The following is a 20,398-nucleotide window of genomic DNA, read 5'->3' as shown; positions in this document are numbered from 1 at the left end:
GTATGTTCTATGTTTCACCTATTTATAATAATAACCGACTGACTTACGTCATTCTTTCAAGACATAAAAGAGGCATATAGTCGTACAAAAATAAATAAAACAATCATAACACGCTGTCTTTTTTACCATTTTTGACTTCCTCGCCGCATTTTTAAGTTTTTACAAACAATTGAAGACAGGGTAAGAGAAGACAGAGTAACAGAAGAACTAAGACAGAATATAGGAAGACAGAGTAACAGAAGAACTAAGACAGGAACGGAAGACAAAGATAGATGGATTTATGTTAAATAAACCTAAAAATCATACACTTAAACAAGCTAACATTATTATATAAGGTTGAAAATAAGTACCTTTGCAGTCCGATTATTAAAGGGGGAATTCTTAGAACCCCATACGATGCGTGTTAATAGTGTTGTCTTTGGCCGGGCAACATGGTTAGGAAAAGCACAGTCGTAGAAACAGAAAACGTTTTTTAGTAGTAAAATTATTAATTTTTTTGAATGGACACTTTAAGTTACAAGACTATTTCCGTAAACAAGGAAACAGCTAAGAAAGAGTGGGTCGTTATTGACGCAAGCGATCAGGTTGTAGGTCGCCTTTGCTCTAAAGTAGCTAAGCTTCTTCGCGGAAAGTACAAGCCAACTTTTACCCCACATGTAGATTGTGGTGACAATGTAATCATTATCAATGCAGCTAAGGTTGTATTCTCTGGCAAGAAGGAGACTGATAAGGTTTACACACGTTATACTGGTTACCCAGGTGGTCAGCGTTTTAACACTCCTGCCCAGCTTCGTACTCGTAAGAATGGTATCGACAAGATGATTCGTCATGCCGTTAAGGGTATGTTACCAAAGGGTCCTTTAGGTCGTCATCTCTTGGATAACCTCCACGTTATCGAAGGTACAGAGCTCAACGGTCTTGAGGCACAGAAGCCAAAGGCAATTGATATTAACCAGTATAAATAATAAGGAGAAAGATGGAAGTAATTAATGCAATTGGTCGCCGTAAGAGCGCAGTAGCGCGTGTTTACCTCTCAGAGGGCACCGGCAAGATCACTATCAACAAGAAAGATTTAACTGAATTCTTCCCATCAGCTATCCTGCAGTACGTGGTTAAGCAGCCACTGCAGTTGCTCGGTGTAGAAGGTCAGTATGACATTAAGGCCAACCTCGATGGTGGCGGCTTTACTGGTCAGAGCCAGGCACTGCGTCTTGCTATCGCTCGTGCATTGGTTAAGGTTAATGCTGAAGACAAGAAGAACCTGAAGGATCACGGATTCCTGACACGCGACAGTCGTACTGTTGAGCGTAAGAAGCCAGGTCAGCCAAAGGCTCGTGCTCACTTCCAGTTCAGTAAGCGTTAATACTTTCTTTGTCATTGAACTTTGAATATTGAACTTTGAACTTTATGATATGCTTTGTTCGGTAAAAGAACAAAGCAAAACAGAAAGAAAAAAGTTAAAGCTCAAAGGTAAAAGCTGAAAGGCTAAAGTTCAAACCTCAAAGTTCAAAGGTAAAGGAAAAGGTTTAGTATCTAAACTGATGCGATTCCTTATCGGGGGACTACCCATCGGTTGATTCTAACAAGCCTGGCGAAGCTTATTCGCCAAGAAAGAATTGAAAAGAAAGTAAACAAGTAAATCAAACAACATGTCAAGAACAAATTTTGACCAGTTATTGGAGGCAGGATGCCACTTTGGCCACCTCCGTCGCAAGTGGAACCCAGCTATGGCTCCTTACATCTTCATGGAGCGCAATGGTATCCACATCATCGATCTTCACAAGACTGTAGCTAAGATTGACGAGGCTGCAGAAGCACTCAAGGGTATTGCTAAGAGTGGTAAGAAGATTCTGTTCGTCGCTACTAAAAAACAAGCTAAGGAAGTTGTAGCTGAGAAGGCTTCAGCTGTTAACATGCCATACGTAAACGAGCGTTGGGCTGGCGGTATGCTGACCAACTTCCCAACTATCCGTAAGGCTGTGAAGAAAATGACAAATATCGATAAGTTGATGAACGACGGAACATTCTCTAACCTCTCTAAGCGTGAGCTTTTGCAGATTTCACGTCAGCGTGCTAAGCTCGAGAAGAACCTCGGTTCTATCTCTGACTTGACTCGTCTGCCATCTGCACTCTTCGTTGTAGACGTAATGAAGGAGCACATCGCTGTTAAGGAGGCTAACCGTCTCGGTATTCCTGTATTCGGTATCGTTGATACCAACTCTGACCCTAAGCACATCGATTACGTCATCCCAGCAAATGATGACGCAAAGGATTCAGTAGAGGCTATCCTCTCTGCTTGCTGCAATGCTATCGCAGAGGGTCTTGAGGAGCGTAAGGCTGAGAAGGCTGACGAGAAGGCTGCTGCAGAGCAGGCTGAAGAGGCCGCTGAAGCAAAGCCAAAGCGCGCTGCTCGCAAGGCTGAAGTAGCTCCAAAGGATGAGAACGAGGCACCAGCTGCTGAGTAATTAAATGAAACATAGTGGGCGCTGGTGAGTGTTAATGAGCTTCTATATTATTTATAATACATGAAGTTTATTATCCCTCATCAACGCCCACAATATTTAATAATATTAGAAAGGAAAACAAAAAATGGCTGTATCTATTGAAGATATCAAGAAGCTCCGCGCTATGACTGGCGCTGGTCTGGCTGACGTAAAGAAAGCTCTCACTGAGGCTGATGGCGATTTTGACAAGGCAAAGGAACTGCTCCGTGAGCGTGGTTTGGCTATTGCTGCAAAGCGTTCTGACCGTGAGACATCAAACGGTTGTGTACTCGTAAAGCAGGTTGATGGCTTTGCTGCTATGGTTGCTATTAAGTGTGAGACAGACTTCGTTGCTAACGGTCAGGACTTCATTGCCCTCGTTCAGGAGATTCTGGACGCTGCTGTTGCTAACAAGTGCCAGAGCCTTGATGAGGTTAAGGCTCTTAAGCTCGCTAACGGTGAGGATGCTGCTACTGCTGTTCAGCAGCGTTCTGGTGTTACTGGTGAGAAGATGGAACTCGATGGCTACAACTTCCTTGAGGGTGAGAATGTATCTGTTTATGACCACATGAACAAGCATACTCTCGCTACTATGGTTCAGCTCAACGAGAACAACGAAGAGGCTGGTCACAAGGTAGCTATGCAGGTTGCAGCTATGAAGCCAGTAGCTCTCGACGAGAGTTCTGTTCCACAGTCTGTTAAGGACGAGGAGTTCAAGGTTGCTGTTGAAAAGACTAAGGAAGAGCAGATTGAGAAGGCTGTTGTTGCTGCAATCAAGAAGGCAGGCATCAATCCTAACCTCGTTGACAGTGAAGACCACATCGAGTCTAACATCAAGAAAGGTTGGTTGACTCGTGAGGAGGCTGACAAGGCTATCGAAATCCGTAACACTGTTGCTGCTGAGAAGGCTGCAAACCTCAATGAGGATATGATTCAGAACATCGCTAAGGGTCGTCTGAACAAGTTCTTCAAGGAGAGCTGTCTCGTTGATCAGGAGTTCCAGTTCGGTGATGGCGACAAGCAGAGCGTTAACGAGTGGCTTAAGGCTCAGAGCAAGGATCTTAAGATTGTTGCTTACAAGCGCTTCACACTCTCTGCAGAGTAATCACAGAGCTTCTTAAGAAGAAAGATATGGGAGTTGCAGGAAAGCCATTAGGCGCCTGCAACTCTTTTTTTAATAGACTGGCTTATTAGTCTAATTAGTCCAATTAGGCTAATAAGCCCAATAAATCTCAATCCCCATTGACAATGAAAATCTTTGCAGTCGGCATGAATTATGCCAAACATAATAAATCGCTAAACGAAACGTTATCTACACTGGAAGGTCCGATTATCTTCACTAAGGCAGACTCTGCCCTACTGAAAGATAAGAAACCATTTTTCATTCCCGATGACTTGGGAACGATTGAATATGAAACAGAACTCGTCGTGCGTATCTGTCGATTGGGAAAGACTATCTCTGAACGTTTCGCCCATAGATACTATGATGCCGTGACCGTAGGCATCGACTTCACAGCACGCGAGTTACAGCAAAAACTAAGAGCACAAGGTCTACCGTGGGAGCTCTGCAAAGGTTTTGATGGTTCGGCAGCTTTAGGCGAATGGGTGTTAAAGGACAAATTCCTTGATGTGCAAAGACTCCGTTTCCATCTTGACATCAATGGGCAGACCGTTCAAGAAGGATGTACGAGTGATATGCTATTTAAAATAGATGAAATCATCAGTTACATTAGTCGCTACTTCACGCTAAAGACAGGCGACATCATCTATACAGGTTGCCCATCAGATTGTGGACCCGTACATATCAATGATCACTTAGAAGGATATATCGAAGAGAGAAAGGTCCTCGACTTCAATTGTAAATAAACACTCCGAAGCTCAAATGAACAAACCGAATAGAGGGAATAACTGGCAATAGCTTTAAAGAAAAGAGGAATATACAAACAGAATGACAAAAGGAATAAACAAGCTGATGAAGAAACGTTCAGCAATACTCTGCTTAATGCTTCTCTTGGGTTGTATAAAACTATCAGCTCAACAGCAAAGATTTTTCAATCTAACAGTTAAAGATGTGACAATAGACTCATTATTGCCACAGTTTCACTATGCTATTCCTGTTGGAGAGCAGTATGCTGATTCAACCTATGAATTGGAGATACGCTACCCAGAGTTCATTGATATGAGTAAGGCGGACATTGAACGCTACAACGCATTAACAAGTATCGTTCCACCAACACTGCCTGAGATACATCAACAGATGACTGTAGAACGCAAGCGTGGTGTCTTAGAAATTTCTCTGACGCCAATCGTTCAACGCAGTGGAAAGAAACAATTTCTCGTCAGTTTTATGATAGCCCTTAGCTCACATCCTAAGAAGACAACGACAAAAAAGCTAAAAGGTGTTGAGACCCGAGCTGGAGGTGTTTCAGCGTCAACTACATCTAATCGCTATGCTGATCATTCCATTCTTGCCAATGGTAAATGGGCAAAGATACGTGTTCCCGCCAATGGAGTTTATCAATTAACCTATGAGCTTATCCGTCGAGCGGGCTTTTCTAACATTGATAACGTGAAAATCTATGGGTATGGTGGAAACCTACAGAATGAAATATTGACAGATGATTACATCAAAACCCATGATGACCTGCAGGAAGTTCCTACCTATAAAAGCAATGGTAGACGGCTCTTCTATGCTCGTGGTCCTGTTAGTTGGGAAAGTAATACGTCGGTAAAGAGAATCCGTAACCCCTACTCTAACTTTGGTTATTATTTCCTGACAGAGGATAATAATAGCACACCAGCTGTTATTACAGACAGCACCACCTTCCTCAATAGCTTCTATCCATCAGCTGATGACTATCACAGTCTGCATGAAGTGGATAATTTCAGTTGGTATCATGGAGGACGAAACCTCTTTGAAGAGACACCTTTGAAACTAAATGAAGGGAAAGTTTTCACCTTAGCCAACAAAGCGCGTGCTACAAGTGCAAAACTAACAGTAGCAGTCACAACAGGTACTTATACTTCTATTGTAAAGGTAGAAGCTAATGGTCAGCGTCTTGGCGACATTAGAATCACACCTCAAGAATCTTTCGATAAAGGTTATGAAGAGGTTAGAACTTATACGCTCAACACCCTCCATGCTGTTGACAGCATCAAACTAACGACGACATCAGGTGGTCCAGCACGCCTTGACTACCTCATTATGACCTACCCAACCCCTGCTCCAGCTCCGTCTTTGAAAGCTTCTTTCCCAGCTCCAGAGTATGTTTATAACATAACCAATCAGGACCTTCATGCTCACGAGCCTGTCAATATGGTTATTATCATACCTACAAGCCAGAAATTATTGAAGCAGGCAGAACGCTTAGCAGACTTCCATCGCTCACATGACAATATCTCCGTACGCATCGTTCCAGCAGACGAACTCTATAACGAATTTTCAAGTGGAACTCCTGATGCTATGGCTTATCGTCGTTACATGAAGATGCTTTACGATCGTGCTAACACTACAAACCTCCCACAGTCGCTCTTACTCTTTGGTGATTGCGTATGGGATAACCGTATGGTAACCAGTGCATGCCGTAACCTTAACCCAGACGACTATCTCCTTGCATACGAAAGCGAGAACTCATTTAGTGAGACCGACTGCTATATCAATGACGGTTGGTTTACATTGATGGACGATGGTGAAGGTGGAAACTTACTAAGACGTGACAAAGAAGACCTTGGAGTCGGACGCTTCCCCGTTACTGATATATCTGATGCAAAGATATTAGTTGATAAAACTATCAACTATGCAGAGAACATGAATGGTGGTAGTTGGGAGAATGTGATTATGTTCATGGGCGATGATGGTAACAATAATCTCCACATGCACGATGTCAATGAGACAGCTGAAACCATCATGGGACTTTATCCAAGCTATCAGGTAAAGAAAGTCATGTGGGATGCTTACACACGCACCTCCTCTGCTACTGGTAATAGCTATCCTGAAGTAAGTGCTATCATTAGGCAACAACAGGCACAAGGCGCACTGATCATGGATTATGCTGGACATGGAAAGGAAGACCAGATTTCACATGAAGCAGTGCTCCGCCTCACCGACTTTGCCAACTTTACCAATACCAATCTCCCACTTTGGATTACAGCCAGCTGTGACATCATGCCGTACGATGGTACTATTCCAACTATCGGCGAAGCAGCTATGTTGAACAAAAAGGGTGGCTCCGTTGCTTTCTGGGGTACCACACGTACGGTATATGCATACTATAACAAGGCTATCAACACAGCTTTCCTAAAACATGTACTGAGTTTTACCAATGGAAAACCAACAACGTTGGGTGAAGCACAACGTTTAGCAAAATGTGAGTTGATAAACTCTAACAGCGACCTCACACCTAATAAACTGCAATATGCGCTATTGGGTGACCCTGCACTCGCATTGAATCTCCCTACATTAGAGGTCAAAGTCGAGACTATCAATGGACAAACACCAAGTACAACAGGTTCTGTTACACTCAAAGGAGGCTCCGTTGTTACTGTCAAAGGATACATAACAAAGAATGGTAGCAAACAAACCGACTTCAAAGGATTACTCACAGCTACCGTACGTGATACAAAAGAGCTTATTACATGTAAGAAGCAAGAGGATACATCCGCAAGTGCGTTCCAATATTACGATCGACAGAAAGTGCTATACAATGGTACAGACAGTATCAAGAATGGTGAGTTTACATTCACCTTTGCTGTACCACGTGACATCAACTATGCCGCAGGTACAGGTTTGATGAACCTATCGGCAATCAACGACAGCCATACCCTCATGGCACAAGGACATGAAGAAGGCTTCACGATTGATGGCTCTGAGATTGTTTATAACGATTCTATCGGTCCATCTATCTATGCTTATCTCAATTCTCCTTCTTTTATCAATGGTGGTGAAGTAAACAGTACTCCTTACTTCTTTGCACAGATAACAGATAAGGATGGTATCAATGCGTCAGGCAATGGAATTGGACATGACATGCAGCTTACCATCGATGGTAAGATGACACAGACCTATATCTTGAACGACAACTTCCGATATGACTTCGGTAGCTATACTTCAGGAACAACAGGCTTCAGCCTACCTGAACTTTCAGAGGGTCCTCACACCCTTCAATTCCGTGCGTGGGACATACAGAACAACCCTTCGACCGTAACTCTTCAGTTTAAAGTTGTCAAGGGACTGGCACCAGAAATATATAGTGTCAACGCCTCTAAGAACCCTGCTAAGACAGAAACGACCTTCATCGTTACTCACAACTACATTGGTTCAGATGTCGATATTGACATTGAAGTATTCGATATGAGCGGTCGACTATTGTGGCATCGTAGCGAAACAGCTGTTGCATCGGGCAATGCTATCACCGCCAACTGGGACCTTACCGTTGAGAATGGGGCAAAACTCAAAACAGGTGTTTACCTCTATCGAGTACGCCTCAGTAGCAATGGTGCTACAAAGGTGTCGAAAGCTAAGAAACTGATTATATTAGACAATAAATAACAGAAGAAGAACGTTTCAATCCATATAGAAACAATTAACAAGCAACCCAATTAAAACAGAATGATTAATAAGCTTCGAATTGCCATCTTCTCACTGACCATTCTTGCTTCATCAACCACTTTTGCGCAGGAGAAGAAGGATATCTTTAACCCAGTCAACACATCAGTAACCTCACAGACTATCGCCCCTGATGCACGTGCTGCAGGTATGGGTGACGTTGGTGCAGCAACTGATCCAGATGTGAACTCACAGTATTGGAACCCTGCCAAATATCCTTTTAACATCTCGCGTGCAGGTGTGTCACTGAACTATACCCCTTGGCTTCGCCAATTAGTGAGCGACATTGACTTAGCTTACCTTGCTGGTTACTATCGCATTGGTGACTATAGTGCTGTCTCAGCTTCTATGCGTTACTTCTCTTTGGGTGAAGTACAGATGACTGATGGGTCTAATATGACCATTAACCCTTACGAGATGTCTATGGACGTTGCCTACTCTCTGATGTTAAGTGAGCATTTCTCTTTGGGTGCAGCAGTACGTTGGATTTACTCTGACCTTACTTATAATTATACAGATGATACCGCACCGGGTTCTGCCTTTGCTGCCGACTTGTCTTGCTATTATCAGAACTATATCAATATTGGTGAGCGTGAGTGCCAGTTAGGTTTAGGTATGAATATCTCTAACATCGGTTCAAAGATTACTTTCGGTGGTGACAATCGTTCTGAGTTCATTCCAACCAACCTTCGTTTAGGTGCATCGTTGATGATACCTATCGATGAGTTCAACCGTTTTACCATTGCTGCTGATGCCAATAAGTTGCTGGTTCCTACCTATCCAAAGCGCAAGGCAGACGAATCACAGGTTGATTATGATAACCGCCTTCAGAAGGAATACTATGACGTATCGTCTATCTCTGGTATCTTCAAGAGCTTCGGTGATGCGCCTAATGGTGCTTCAGAGGAGTTACAGGAGATACAGTGGAGCTTAGGTGCAGAATACACCTATAACGATAAGTTCTCACTCCGTGCTGGTTATCATCACGAAAGCGAGAACAAAGGTAACCGTAAGTACTTCACCGTGGGTGCAGGTTTTAAGATGAATGTCTTCGCTCTTGACGCTGGATATGTCATCGCAACCGCCAAAAACAATCCACTTGATCAAACCCTCCGCTTCTCTCTCACATTTGATATGGATGGTATCAAGGATCTGTTTAAGAGAAGGTAAACAAACAACTGGCCCCTCCCCCAACCCCTCCCCCAAAGGGAGGGGAGTAATTACTACCATTAGCCAAATTCTTGATAGTAATCTTCTTTACATAAGTATTATAAGACTTTTAATATAAACCAATAAGAACCTATCCCCTGCATAAAACATCCTCTACCTTAGAAGAGCCTGGGAAGGTCCCCATTATTATGAGCAATTCTACCCTATCCATCCCATCTTTCCGTGTCGGAATGGGATACGACGTACACAAACTCGTTGAAGGACGTGACCTATATTTAGGTGGTATCAAAATTGAGCATACCCTTGGACTCCTTGGACACAGTGATGCTGACGTACTCATTCACGCTATCTGTGATGCCCTACTCGGTGCTGCTAATATGCGCGATATTGGTTATCATTTCCCCGACACCTCTGCTGATACGCTCGATATGGACTCAAAGGTCATTCTTCGCAAGACCATTGACCTCTTGGCAACAAAGGGCTATCGTGTAGGAAACATTGATGCAACCGTATGTGCAGAACGCCCAAAGATAAACCCACATATCCCTGCTATGTGCGAATGTCTGGCAGAGATTATCGGCTGTGACATTGATGCCGTATCTATTAAAGCTACTACTTCTGAACATATGGGTTTCGTTGGACGTGAAGAAGGTATGGCTGCATACGCAGTCTGCATGATTGTGAAGGAATAAGCGTACAAAAACGTAATGCAGAATATTCTACATAGAGAATCTACATAAGGACTGATCAATTATCAGTGCTTGAACAGAACAATATATAACGACATTGGTTGTTAAATGAAAAAAGGGACACGGTATGTGTCCCTTTTTTCATTTCATGCAATAGTAGGTATCATATTCTACCCTATCATGTGCAAAATCTATTACACAATGAAACATTCTACTTCATTTGATCTATATGTGTAAAAAAAGTATTAACTTTGCAGACCAAACATATAAACCTAAAATATATACTTTACCTCATATACGACAACAAAAACCAATATACTATTTATACAAAAAGCATGAAACATTTTTTACACATTTTAGTACTAACGTTTGTTTTAATATCGCCATTGCGGGTACTTGCAGACACTGTTACTTTTGATTTTTCTTCTGACGAAGGACTCAATGCATTAGGAATTAATAAACCTGAAAAAGGTGAGGGTAAGGGTAAGGAAAATGAAAAGAAAAGAAGTACTAACTTAGAAGATAGAGAATACTCTATCAATAAAGTTACTATGAGATGCACAAGTGCAAAAACAGCAACTCGCATATGGAGAGTTGGAGATCAAACCGACCTGCGTTTCTACAAAAATGGTGGTAGCATTACTTTCACAGTACCAACTGGACAGCAGATTACAAACATTGCTTTTACAGGAACATTGGAAAGCAAATGTAACACAGGAAAAATTAATGGAGTTGAATGGACTGACAATGGTATACCCACAGAGTCAGTAACCTTTACAGCTAATAAAGCTAACTAAAGTCTCCCACCCTCAAAAAGTTGGCTTAAAATAACAGTTTCTCAATAATTATTGGTAACTTTGTAGTGCTTTATTACATTGATTATCAATAAATTAAAGAGTAACTGTTATGGATGCAAAATTAGACAATTTAAGCGAGATATCCAAGCTTTTAAGTGTTAAAAGTAAGATGAATAGCGATATTCTCTCACTTTTCTCAAAATTTGGTCTTGGACGTCTACTCTGTAGGCTTTCTTTGGAGAAACACGATGGTATCTCCGCTGTTCAACTGATTCTTTCCCTTTGTCTTTTCCGTATTAATGGTGAGACGATACACTCCATATACAAGAAGAATTTCTACCATCTTCTCACCACTGGAAAGAACTGCTATTATCGTATGATGATCAGGCAGACAATGAATTGGCGTCGTTTGCTTAGCTATACTGTTCTTCGTTTTGAATGCATTCTCCGGAAGAATGGCATTCAGACAGAGAGCGAAAACTCCTGTGTCATATTTGACGATACAACCTTGGAAAAGACTGGTAAGAAGTTTGAGCATATCACCAAGGTTTTTGACCATGTGCGAATGAACTATGTCCTAGGCTACAAGCTTCTTTTGTGCCTGTTCTTCGATGGTAAGTCCTCTCTGCCGTTCGACTTCTCCATCCATGAGGAATTAGGAAAGAAAGGGGACGGTGGACTTGGCAAGAAGGCACTCCGCAGCAGATTCTCCAAGAGACGCATGAAAGAGAGCCCAGCGTATGAGCGGAATCAAGAGTGCGGTATGAGCAAGATGGACTCAGCCATAAGGATGCTCCAGCGCATGTGGAAGAGTGGTATTCATCCCCATTATGCCTTGGCGGATAGTTGGTTTGCCTGCGAGAAGTTCATTGAGGAAATCAGGAGAGTAGGCAACGGAGCTATACACTACATTGGTCTTGCAAAGATGGGAAAGACAAAGTACTTTGTGGAGAATAAGCGACACAATGCCGCTGAGCTCGTAGCAATGTATGCAAGACGTACCAAATGCTGCCGAAAGTACAAGTGTCAGTACATTGAGTTGAGGGGTTGTTTGGGGAATATACCAGTCAGGATATACCTGATTAGATATGGACGTCGACAGACTTGGAATATCATGCTTAGTACGGATCTATCGATAAGCTTTGTGCGTGCCTTCGAGTTATACCAGATACGATGGAACATTGAAGTGGTCAACAAGGAGACAAAGGGACATCTCGGACTCGGCTCATACATGGGGAGAGACTTTGATGGTCAGATTGCTGATGCAACGCTCTGCTACATTACATATATCGTGATGTCGTTAGAAAAACGGATGTCAAAGTATGAGACCATGGGTGAATTGTTTGCTGACATGGAAGAAGATGTCATGGCACTTACGTTATGGCATCGTGTGCTGAAGTGCATAGAGAGGTTGCTTGCTACTCTTTGTGACGTTCTTGGGTTCTCTGTTAGTGAGATAGGGCAGTTAATAGTCACCGACTCAGAAATGCGGAACAACTTTGAGATTATGGTCAAAGCATTGGAAGACAGGCAACAAGAAAAGCTCACAACCGTAAACATATTTTAGACAAGTGTTAACGGCTCACATTCATGGGTATTCGCAAAGCAGTTTGGTTGAAATACCCATAAAATAGAGGGGTGGGAAACTTTAGTAAAGCTAATTATATCAAAACCATAAGAATCACCTATTCAAGTGCGAAGCCAGCAAAGCCTATTGCCAAGGTAAAGAGCATCAAAGAACTTAAAGCCTTAGAAAGCGGAAGCTATGCTACACTCAGCTTCACCGATGGCAATAATGGTAGTATGGCTCGTGTACTCCATGTTTATGGTACTGGCGACACACAGGAGGCATACATACGTGACAACACTGGAGCTGTATGCTTTTACGGTATCAAACCAAATATCCCCTTTGCATGCAATCAACATTTAGCAGGACAAATTACTGGTGAATATGTATTAGAGAATGGAGTTCCACATTTTAAGGCTATCAGTGGTAAGACTAACACAGCATATCTTATCATTGCAGCCCCTGTAACAGAGAAAGAGGTACAGCCTAAAGAAATAGAAGCTACTGAATATACCAATAGTATCGCTGATTGGGTTCTTTTAAAGAATCTAAGTATCACTAACGAGCAACTCACCACACAAGAGGGAATTGTCATTAACAATCGTTTCAACAGTACTGCCAGCAAAGATAAATATACAAAGCCTTATAACGGAGCTATTATTGACCTTGCAGGTATTGCAATACCTAATGGTGCAAAGCATGAAATCAACCCAATGTATCAAAATGGGCAGCGCGCAGTTGTCTTCGTCATTGATGATGAAAAGGGATTTGTATCACCTCAAAATGACATCATAGATGCCGCTGTTCGCCTGAAGCGTACACTCTCTGCAACACATTGGAACACCTTTTCCATCCCTTTCGATATAGAAGACAATTATTTGAAAGGTGTTGAAATTGCTAAGTTCACAGGAAACGTTGAAGGTAGCACCATGATATTTGAAAATGAACAGAACAGAATTGAAGCAGGTATCCCTTATATTGTTAAATGGGACATAGAGAACCCAACCTTTGAGGGAGTGAAACTCAAAGCGACAGAAGCACAGACAATCAAATCAGACGATGGACAATTCTGCTTTGTGGCAACCTACAAGCCAACAAAACTTGCCCTCAACAAGACAGAACGCTTTCTTGCCAAAAATGGTAACCTTTACTATCCATCGAGTTCAGATAATAAGGCTAATCTCCTAAAGGGATTACGTGCCTTTTACCGCGTACCAGCCACAACTGGAGCCAAAATAGCCTTCTTTGGTGAAACGACAGGTATTAATAATAGGGAAGTATTTTCAACGCCAACTCAAAATAAGGTGTATAACCTCAATGGGCAGTACATGGGCAATAGTATTAATAACCTGCCAAAGGGAATCTATATTGCGAATGGACATAAACTAATCATAAACTAATAAAGAATACATTATTATGAAGAAAAAGAACTATATTTATCCTACTATCATTAATATCCAATCTGAGACTACCAACTTTATTATGAACAGTAATAGAAAGGATGTAAACCAGAGTGGAACAAAAATAAATACAGATCAAGATCACGGTTCTGGTAATACTTGGGAAAGCGGATGCGCAAAGCCTAATCTATGGAGTACAGACAATAATAACAACCTAAACTAAAAGATGATTAAATATGAAAAAGAATATTTTTATTTTGATATTATTCTTCCTTAGCGCAGCAGCTACAGCACAAAACAAGAAACAGACAATTACCATCACTACTAAACGTGGCGAAGTACATACCTACATCATGGGTGAAACCATTGATAGTACTCGAATAATTAAAGGAGTTGGTATCAAAATCTATCCTAAAAATGAAACGGTTTCGAAGGACTTCCTCTTTTCTCAGATTGAATATACAATAACCGAGGACTCCACTCCTACCCCAACGCCAGACCCAACAAACAAGAATGCCAATCGTAATACGGAGGATGACTTAAAAAGGAATCCTGAGGGATGGCGCTTGGAGTTCCCGCGTTTTTATCAAGGTACAAATAAAACCTACGAAGTTACCCATTATACCACGGAAGGAGCACGAGGAAGATTGGTTAACTACTCATTAGAGTGGGATGTTAATCTTAAAGCAAACCGTTGGTCTTGTTATCAAATGTATGATATTCTCCTACAGAAAAATGCCCCACGACATAATAAGTTTAAACCAGATCCAGACATCCCTGAGAACGAACAGACTTCTCTCAAAGACTATTCAGGAAGTGGTTTTACTCGTGGACACCTTTGCCCATCAAATGACAGACGTTACTCAACCGAACAGAATGTCCAAACATTCTATTTAAGTAACATGCAACCTCAAATACAAGGACACAATGGTGGTGTATGGCAGATACTTGAAGATAAGGTACGTATATGGGCTGGCAAATGTGATACGCTCTATGTTGTGAAAGGGGCTACTATCGATAAAGAAGAGTATATCTGTAAGCAAACTGATTTAATAGAAATGGCAGAGAAAGAGGGCAAGTCTGTTGTACCTAAGTTCCCTGGCATCGTACCTAAATTCTTCTATATGGCACTGCTTGCCTACGACAAAAAAACAAAAACCTATCGCGCCCTCGGTATTTGGTCTCCTCACTATAAAAAAAGTAAGACCGAATTTATTACTATAAAAGAGCTTCAGCACCGTATTGGCATTGACTTCTTCTGCAACCTTGAAGACGATATAGAACAGGCTGTAGAAGAAAAGTTAGACGACAACTTCTGGAATTAATAATATAGAAAGAACAGACTTTCGTATTAGAATTTGGTTAATCATTAAAATAAAAGAGGGATGTGATGCGCATCCCTCTTTTATTATGCCTTATATTCGATTTATACGATATAAACGGACTAATTAAGTTTTGACATATTCGTAGAAGCCTCAACTTTTACAGCAGCTTCTCTATTTCCTCTCCAAGATTCTGAATCTGTGAAGGGTTCTTCACTATGTTATTACCACGATCTATGAGGTAAATGATTGGGACTGTCTGTGCAGGAGCCGTGTAAGCCTGACTGATACCCCTATCGTCATAAACATTAATCCAAGGGAGATTAGCCACCTGCTCCTTCCAGAAATGGGCATTGTCATCCAATGAAACCATATAGATCTCTAATCCACGGTCATGGTACTTATTATAAAGGTCACGCAGCTGCATGATATATTCCGTAGAACCTTTTGCAGCGAAGACATGGAAGTCGAGTAAAACGACCTTACCTTTCAAATCAGTCAGATGTCGTTCTACACCACGATTATCACGCAAAGGAAGGTCAACGACACCCAACTCTTTCGCTTCCAACTCTACGGGTTGATTCTGTGCCTTTACAATACGTTCATCCTTCATACCCTTAATAGTAATATTATGTAGGTTCTGCGTACGTTTTGAATCAGGATAATAAGTATCCCAACTCGTTGCAACAGCACCGAACACCTTATTATCAGCCACGTCGCGAGATGGGTCAAAGATTAAATGTGCCTGATTACCAATAACGATATACTGGAACAAAGCAAAGTAACTATAAGCACGCATAGGCTCCTTAAAGATATAGTTGCGTGATACATCCTGCTTGTAGTCATTCATCAACACGGTGATAATTGAGTCAGCAAGGTCAGGACGCTCTGCAAAGATAGACTGACAACGAGCTTGTAGGTCAATCTGTTTCAGTGCTAACTCTTTGATCTTTTCGTTTTCATAAGAACCCTTCACCGTGTAATCGGTAGCCATCTGTGGATAAGTAGCCTTTACATCAACCGTCTCAGTAGAATCGATACCGATATTAATAATCTGTCCAGCAATACGAAGACGATAGAACTCAGGATTATCAGCCTTATCACCAGAGAATGAAAAAGCGCCCTTCTCATCGAGTTTTACAGAGTCAACAGTTGAGAAACCATCAAGTCCATTATGTTCAAAATAGAGTAAAGAATCCTTTGCATTTGCAATAGAACCTATCACATGGAACTTTTCTCCCGTACAACTTGCCAATACAGCAAGTCCTACAATCGCAATGCCTGCTACTAAAATGTTACCGATTTTATACTTCATTATTTAATAGATATTTACGTTTTTGATTTATGTTTCGTGCAAAGGTAACGTAAATTGAGAAAACTGCAAAGCAAATATCGTCAAATATTATCAAATTCATAATACTTATCTGAAACGTTCTTCCATCATTAAAAGGATAACGCATTAACCGCTAACCATCGTTTTCCAATATCTTTTTAAAGGATTTTCCGTTAAATAAGTAGATTGATGACATGGTCTTATATGCTATCATGATGTATGACCATGTAATGTCAGATGGTCACAGCAAAAGAATAAACAACAAGCTAAAGAAAACTGGAAGCATGCAGTTCCCTAATCTATTCATAATCATTTTTTCGTTTCAAAAAATCAAAATACTTCTTTGCTAACCCATGGATATGTAAAATATTTTCACACGCATTAAAACCAACATATGGTCTTTTGGCTTCAAAAAGACGCCCAATTGACTTCGAAAAGGTGCCCTTTAAGACTCTTACTAACGCCCTTTTGGCATCCAATTAAGCACCTTTTAAAAGTGAGTTTGTAACTAATTGACTTTATGTTAGTTACAAAACCGCTTTTTTCTTATATTTTAGACTGTAAATATAGACATTTTATCGAGTTTATGTAAAGTTTTTTCGTATTAAAAATCGACATTATACAACAAGCGTCTATGCATTAATATAATGTAGAAAGGCGTGCAAAATCCTTATTGTGGTTGTGATTGTTGTGATTGTTGCGATTTTCTCTTCAGGAATTGGAGATGATAAAGTAGCCTTCTATTTTGGTACACAGAAGCGGATTACACCGAGATAAAAGTTATATTGGAGAGGTGGATCTGACACAAAGAGAAATTGAGATATATTTCTTCCAAGTTCAATGTTCCAGGTTCAAAGTTCAAACTTCAAACTTCAAAGTTTCATGTATAAAGATGAATGAACACTTTATTTTTCAGGTACTTGAGTCACTTACAGTATTTAGTGTTAGAGGATTAAGGTGGCTTCAAATTTTATCCTCATTTATTAGGATAGGTAGAGTCTCCTTATTTTAAGTCTAAATACCAGACATTTTGATTAAAATACTTTGATAAATCATTAAAATTTAGTATATTTGCAACGCATTTGGAGTGTGCATATACTAATATCTTGGTATTATTTTTTAGGAAATTATTTTGATGGAAGACAGAGCTTAGCCCTTTTGTCGTATGGTCTATTTTGGAATAATAATTCTAACAGTTTAAATATTTAAAACAAAACATTTATGTGGTTAATCAATTCATCTATTGGTAGAAAGGTGATTATGTCCGTTACGGGTATGGCGCTGATCCTATTCATGACGTTCCACTGCTGTATGAATCTTGTTGCACTCTTCTCAGGAGACGCTTACAACATGATTTGTGCGCTGTTGGGTGCTAACTGGTATGCAGTAGCAGCTACGGCTGGCCTTGGTGCATTGGCAGTTTGTCACATCGTTTATGCGTTTATCCTTACAGCACAGAACCGCCGTGCACGTGGTGACAATCGTTATGCTGTTACAGAGAAGCCTGTAGCAGTAGAGTGGGCAAGTCAGAACATGCTCGTTCTCGGTCTCATCGTGCTGCTCGGTCTTGGACTTCACTTCTTCAACTTCTGGTACAACATGATGTTTGCAGAGCTTGCTCATATTGATGTACCTTTCCATCCAGCTAATGGTTTTGCTTACATCAAGTACACATTCGCTAATCCTGTTTATGTAGTGCTCTACGTTATTTGGATTGCCGCATTGTGGTTCCACCTCTCTCACGGTTTCTGGAGTGCTTTGCAGACAGTCGGTCTTAACGGTAAGGTGTGGTTCAACCGTTGGAAGACTATTGGTAACATCTATGTTACGCTGTTGATGCTTGGCTTCCTTATTGTAGTGCTTGCATTTGCTTTCCATTGTGCACCAAGCCTTTGCTGTGCTGCATAATTAAGTATCTAAGTTGAAAATTTAATTCAAAAACAATCATGACAAAGATATTAGATTCCAAAATACCAGCAGGTCCTGTAGCCGAAAAGTGGACGAACTACAAGGCACATCAGCGTTTGGTTAACCCAAAGAATAAACTGAAACTGGATGTTATCGTTGTTGGTACAGGTCTGGCTGGTGCCAGTGCTGCCGCTTCTCTCGGTGAGATGGGCTTCAACGTATATAACTTCTGCATCCAAGACTCACCACGTCGTGCACACTCTATCGCTGCACAGGGTGGTATCAATGCTGCAAAGAACTATCAGAATGATGGTGACTCAGTTTACCGTCTTTTCTACGATACAGTAAAGGGTGGTGACTATCGTGCTCGTGAAGCTAACGTTTATCGTCTTGCTGAGGTGTCAAACGACATCATCGACCAGTGCGTTGCACAAGGAGTTCCATTCGCACGTGAGTATGGTGGTATGCTTGCTAACCGTTCTTTCGGTGGTGCACAGGTAAGCCGTACTTTCTATGCAAAGGGTCAGACTGGTCAGCAGTTGTTGCTTGGTGCTTACTCTTCATTGAGTGCACAGGTTGCTACAGGTAAGGTAAAGCTCTATACTCGTTATGAGATGGAGGACGTAGTTATCGTTGACGGTCACGCTCGTGGTATCATTGCTAAGAACCTTGTGACTGGTAAACTGGAGCGTTTCACAGCTAATGCTGTTGTTATCGCTACTGGTGGTTATGGTAACGCATACTTCCTTTCAACCAACGCTATGGGTTGTAACTGTACAGCAGCTATCCAGTGCTACCGTAAGGGTGCTTATATGGCTAACCCATCTTACGTTCAGATTCACCCAACTTGTATTCCTGTACACGGTGATAAGCAGTCTAAGCTGACCCTTATGTCAGAGTCTCTGCGTAATGATGGCCGTATCTGGGTTCCTAAGAAGCTGGAAGATGCTAAGGCATTGCAGGCAGGAACAAAGAAGGGGTCGGATATTCCAGAGGAGGACCGCGACTACTACCTGGAGCGTCGTTACCCAGCATTCGGTAACCTCGTACCTCGTGACGTGGCTTCACGTGCTGCTAAGGAGCGTTGCGACCATGGTTTCGGTGTTAACAACACTGGTCTTGCCGTGTTCCTCGACTTCTCTGAGTCAATCAACCGCCTTGGTATCGATACAATTCTTCAGCGTTATGGTAACCTTTTCGATATGTATGAGGAGATTACAGACGTTAACCCAGGCGAGCTTGCTAATGAGATTAACGGCGTGAAGTACTACAACCCAATGATGATCTTCCCTGCTATCCACTACACAATGGGTGGTATCTGGGTTGATTACGAGTTGATGACAACCATTCCAGGTTTGTTCTCAATCGGTGAGTGTAACTTCTCTGACCACGGTGCTAACCGTCTTGGTGCTTCTGCTTTGATGCAGGGTCTTGCTGATGGTTACTTCGTGTTGCCATATACTATTCAGAACTATCTCGCTGATCAGGCACTTTGGGGCAAGATTTCAACCGATCGTCCAGAGTTTGAGGAGGCAGAAAAAGGTGTTATGGCAGAGACTGACCGCTTGATGGGTATCCAGGGTAAGCGTTCTGTAGACTCAATCCACAAGGAGCTTGGACATATCATGTGGGAGTATGTTGGTATGGGTCGTACCAAGGAAGGTCTTGAGGAAGGTCTCAAGCAGTTGAAGGCTCTTCGCGAGGAATTCAACACTAACCTCTTCATTCCTGGTAAGAAAGAAGGTCTGAACATCGAGCTTGATAAGGCTATCCACCTCAGAGACTTTATCCTTATGGGTGAGCTCGTAGCTTATGATGCATTACATCGTGAGGAGAGTTGTGGTGGTCACTTCCGTGAGGAGCACCAAACAGAGGAAGGTGAAGCTAAGCGTGACGACGAGAACTTCTTCTATGTTGGCTGCTGGGAGTATCAGGGTGATGACACTAAGACCCCAGAGCTTATCAAAGAACCTCTCGAGTATGAGGCAATCAAGGTACAAACACGTAACTATAAAAACTAGTTGACGAGTTGATAGTGAACAAGTTGACAAGTTGTCGGCTTGTTCCATCTCAAAAACATTAATATAAAATGCAGACAATATAAGCAAGAAGTCATAGTACAAG

The 20,398-nt window shown here is 41.6% G+C and carries 16 protein-coding genes; 15 read left to right on the top strand and 1 reads right to left on the bottom strand.

The annotated features are described in order from the left end of the window. Positions 1 to 500: 500 nt before the first annotated feature. The 13 genes from rplM to J5A56_RS07880 all read left to right on the top strand — a co-directional run bounded on the left by rplM (position 501) and on the right by J5A56_RS07880 (position 15,036). On the top strand, positions 501 to 965 hold the full coding sequence (rplM, locus tag J5A56_RS07940; RefSeq protein ID WP_021671638.1) for a 50S ribosomal protein L13: 465 nt from the start codon (positions 501 to 503) through the stop codon (positions 963 to 965). A gap of 11 nt (positions 966 to 976) precedes the next feature. Continuing rightward, positions 977 to 1,363, top strand: a complete 387-nt coding sequence (gene rpsI / locus J5A56_RS07935; RefSeq protein ID WP_021671639.1) for a 30S ribosomal protein S9 — start codon at positions 977 to 979, stop codon at positions 1,361 to 1,363. A gap of 286 nt (positions 1,364 to 1,649) precedes the next feature. Further along, on the top strand, positions 1,650 to 2,465 hold the full coding sequence (gene rpsB, locus J5A56_RS07930) for a 30S ribosomal protein S2 (RefSeq protein ID WP_021671640.1): 816 nt from the start codon (positions 1,650 to 1,652) through the stop codon (positions 2,463 to 2,465). Between the two features lie 124 nt (positions 2,466 to 2,589). Beyond that, positions 2,590 to 3,588 carry a translation elongation factor Ts gene (gene tsf, locus J5A56_RS07925; RefSeq protein WP_021671641.1) on the top strand — a complete coding sequence of 333 codons (999 nt, stop codon included), beginning with the start codon at positions 2,590 to 2,592 and terminating at the stop codon, positions 3,586 to 3,588. A 143-nt stretch (positions 3,589 to 3,731) separates the two neighbouring features. Beyond that, entirely contained in the window at positions 3,732 to 4,349 is a 618-nt protein-coding gene (locus J5A56_RS07920) for a fumarylacetoacetate hydrolase family protein (protein WP_021671642.1), read from the top strand. 82 nt (positions 4,350 to 4,431) lie between these two features. After that, positions 4,432 to 8,031, top strand: a complete 3,600-nt coding sequence (porU, locus tag J5A56_RS07915; RefSeq protein WP_021671643.1) for a type IX secretion system sortase PorU — start codon at positions 4,432 to 4,434, stop codon at positions 8,029 to 8,031. 60 nt (positions 8,032 to 8,091) lie between these two features. Beyond that, positions 8,092 to 9,258 carry a type IX secretion system outer membrane channel protein PorV gene (porV, locus tag J5A56_RS07910; protein WP_021671644.1) on the top strand — a complete coding sequence of 389 codons (1,167 nt, stop codon included), beginning with the start codon at positions 8,092 to 8,094 and terminating at the stop codon, positions 9,256 to 9,258. A gap of 188 nt (positions 9,259 to 9,446) precedes the next feature. After that, positions 9,447 to 9,950 carry a 2-C-methyl-D-erythritol 2,4-cyclodiphosphate synthase gene (ispF, locus tag J5A56_RS07905; RefSeq protein WP_036919571.1) on the top strand — a complete coding sequence of 168 codons (504 nt, stop codon included), beginning with the start codon at positions 9,447 to 9,449 and terminating at the stop codon, positions 9,948 to 9,950. Between the two features lie 332 nt (positions 9,951 to 10,282). Next, entirely contained in the window at positions 10,283 to 10,744 is a 462-nt protein-coding gene (locus J5A56_RS07900; RefSeq protein WP_021671646.1) for a hypothetical protein, read from the top strand. 109 nt (positions 10,745 to 10,853) lie between these two features. Then, positions 10,854 to 12,311 carry an IS4 family transposase gene (locus J5A56_RS07895; RefSeq protein ID WP_211815557.1) on the top strand — a complete coding sequence of 486 codons (1,458 nt, stop codon included), beginning with the start codon at positions 10,854 to 10,856 and terminating at the stop codon, positions 12,309 to 12,311. A 71-nt stretch (positions 12,312 to 12,382) separates the two neighbouring features. Further along, on the top strand, positions 12,383 to 13,711 hold the full coding sequence (locus J5A56_RS07890; RefSeq protein ID WP_021672528.1) for a hypothetical protein: 1,329 nt from the start codon (positions 12,383 to 12,385) through the stop codon (positions 13,709 to 13,711). Between the two features lie 16 nt (positions 13,712 to 13,727). Then, positions 13,728 to 13,934, top strand: coding sequence for a hypothetical protein (locus tag J5A56_RS07885; protein WP_021672527.1), 207 nt, complete (start codon positions 13,728 to 13,730; stop codon positions 13,932 to 13,934). Positions 13,935 to 13,947: 13 nt separating this feature from the next. Continuing rightward, positions 13,948 to 15,036, top strand: a complete 1,089-nt coding sequence (locus J5A56_RS07880) for a DNA/RNA non-specific endonuclease (protein WP_021672526.1) — start codon at positions 13,948 to 13,950, stop codon at positions 15,034 to 15,036. A gap of 157 nt (positions 15,037 to 15,193) precedes the next feature. Here J5A56_RS07880 and J5A56_RS07875 read toward each other — a convergent pair whose 3' ends face one another. Continuing rightward, the gene (locus J5A56_RS07875; RefSeq protein WP_021672525.1) at positions 15,194 to 16,348 is read right to left on the bottom strand and encodes a TlpA disulfide reductase family protein; all 1,155 of its coding nucleotides are present in this window, start codon (positions 16,346 to 16,348) and stop codon (positions 15,194 to 15,196) included. Positions 16,349 to 17,587: 1,239 nt separating this feature from the next. Between J5A56_RS07875 and J5A56_RS07870 the strand changes: the two genes are divergently transcribed. Continuing rightward, the gene (locus J5A56_RS07870; protein WP_021672523.1) at positions 17,588 to 18,274 is read left to right on the top strand and encodes a succinate dehydrogenase cytochrome B subunit, b558 family; all 687 of its coding nucleotides are present in this window, start codon (positions 17,588 to 17,590) and stop codon (positions 18,272 to 18,274) included. 38 nt (positions 18,275 to 18,312) lie between these two features. Further along, a complete protein-coding gene (locus tag J5A56_RS07865; RefSeq protein ID WP_021672522.1) occupies positions 18,313 to 20,295 on the top strand; it encodes a fumarate reductase/succinate dehydrogenase flavoprotein subunit in 1,983 nt (660 codons plus the stop codon). The last annotated feature ends 103 nt before the right edge of the window (positions 20,296 to 20,398 follow it).

Source organism: Prevotella melaninogenica, from assembly GCF_018128065.1.
GTDB lineage: Bacteria > Bacteroidota > Bacteroidia > Bacteroidales > Bacteroidaceae > Prevotella.
Note: the sequence above shows the minus strand (reverse complement) of the source record. Positions and strands in the feature narration are given on the sequence as shown.

Excerpts from the sequence above, each read along its gene's own strand:
- rpsB (WP_021671640.1), top strand. The coding sequence starts at position 1,650 with ATGTCAAGAACAAATTTTGACCAGTTATTGGAGGCAGGATGCCACTTT.
- J5A56_RS07875 (WP_021672525.1), bottom strand. The coding sequence starts at position 16,348 with ATGAAGTATAAAATCGGTAACATTTTAGTAGCAGGCATTGCGATTGTA.
- J5A56_RS07895 (WP_211815557.1), top strand. The coding sequence starts at position 10,854 with ATGGATGCAAAATTAGACAATTTAAGCGAGATATCCAAGCTTTTAAGT.
- porV (WP_021671644.1), top strand. The coding sequence starts at position 8,092 with ATGATTAATAAGCTTCGAATTGCCATCTTCTCACTGACCATTCTTGCT.
- tsf (WP_021671641.1), top strand. The coding sequence starts at position 2,590 with ATGGCTGTATCTATTGAAGATATCAAGAAGCTCCGCGCTATGACTGGC.
- J5A56_RS07885 (WP_021672527.1), top strand. The coding sequence starts at position 13,728 with ATGAAGAAAAAGAACTATATTTATCCTACTATCATTAATATCCAATCT.
- rplM (WP_021671638.1), top strand. The coding sequence starts at position 501 with ATGGACACTTTAAGTTACAAGACTATTTCCGTAAACAAGGAAACAGCT.
- J5A56_RS07870 (WP_021672523.1), top strand. The coding sequence starts at position 17,588 with ATGTGGTTAATCAATTCATCTATTGGTAGAAAGGTGATTATGTCCGTT.
- J5A56_RS07865 (WP_021672522.1), top strand. The coding sequence starts at position 18,313 with ATGACAAAGATATTAGATTCCAAAATACCAGCAGGTCCTGTAGCCGAA.
- porU (WP_021671643.1), top strand. The coding sequence starts at position 4,432 with ATGACAAAAGGAATAAACAAGCTGATGAAGAAACGTTCAGCAATACTC.
- J5A56_RS07900 (WP_021671646.1), top strand. The coding sequence starts at position 10,283 with ATGAAACATTTTTTACACATTTTAGTACTAACGTTTGTTTTAATATCG.
- J5A56_RS07920 (WP_021671642.1), top strand. The coding sequence starts at position 3,732 with ATGAAAATCTTTGCAGTCGGCATGAATTATGCCAAACATAATAAATCG.
- ispF (WP_036919571.1), top strand. The coding sequence starts at position 9,447 with ATGAGCAATTCTACCCTATCCATCCCATCTTTCCGTGTCGGAATGGGA.
- rpsI (WP_021671639.1), top strand. The coding sequence starts at position 977 with ATGGAAGTAATTAATGCAATTGGTCGCCGTAAGAGCGCAGTAGCGCGT.
- J5A56_RS07880 (WP_021672526.1), top strand. The coding sequence starts at position 13,948 with ATGAAAAAGAATATTTTTATTTTGATATTATTCTTCCTTAGCGCAGCA.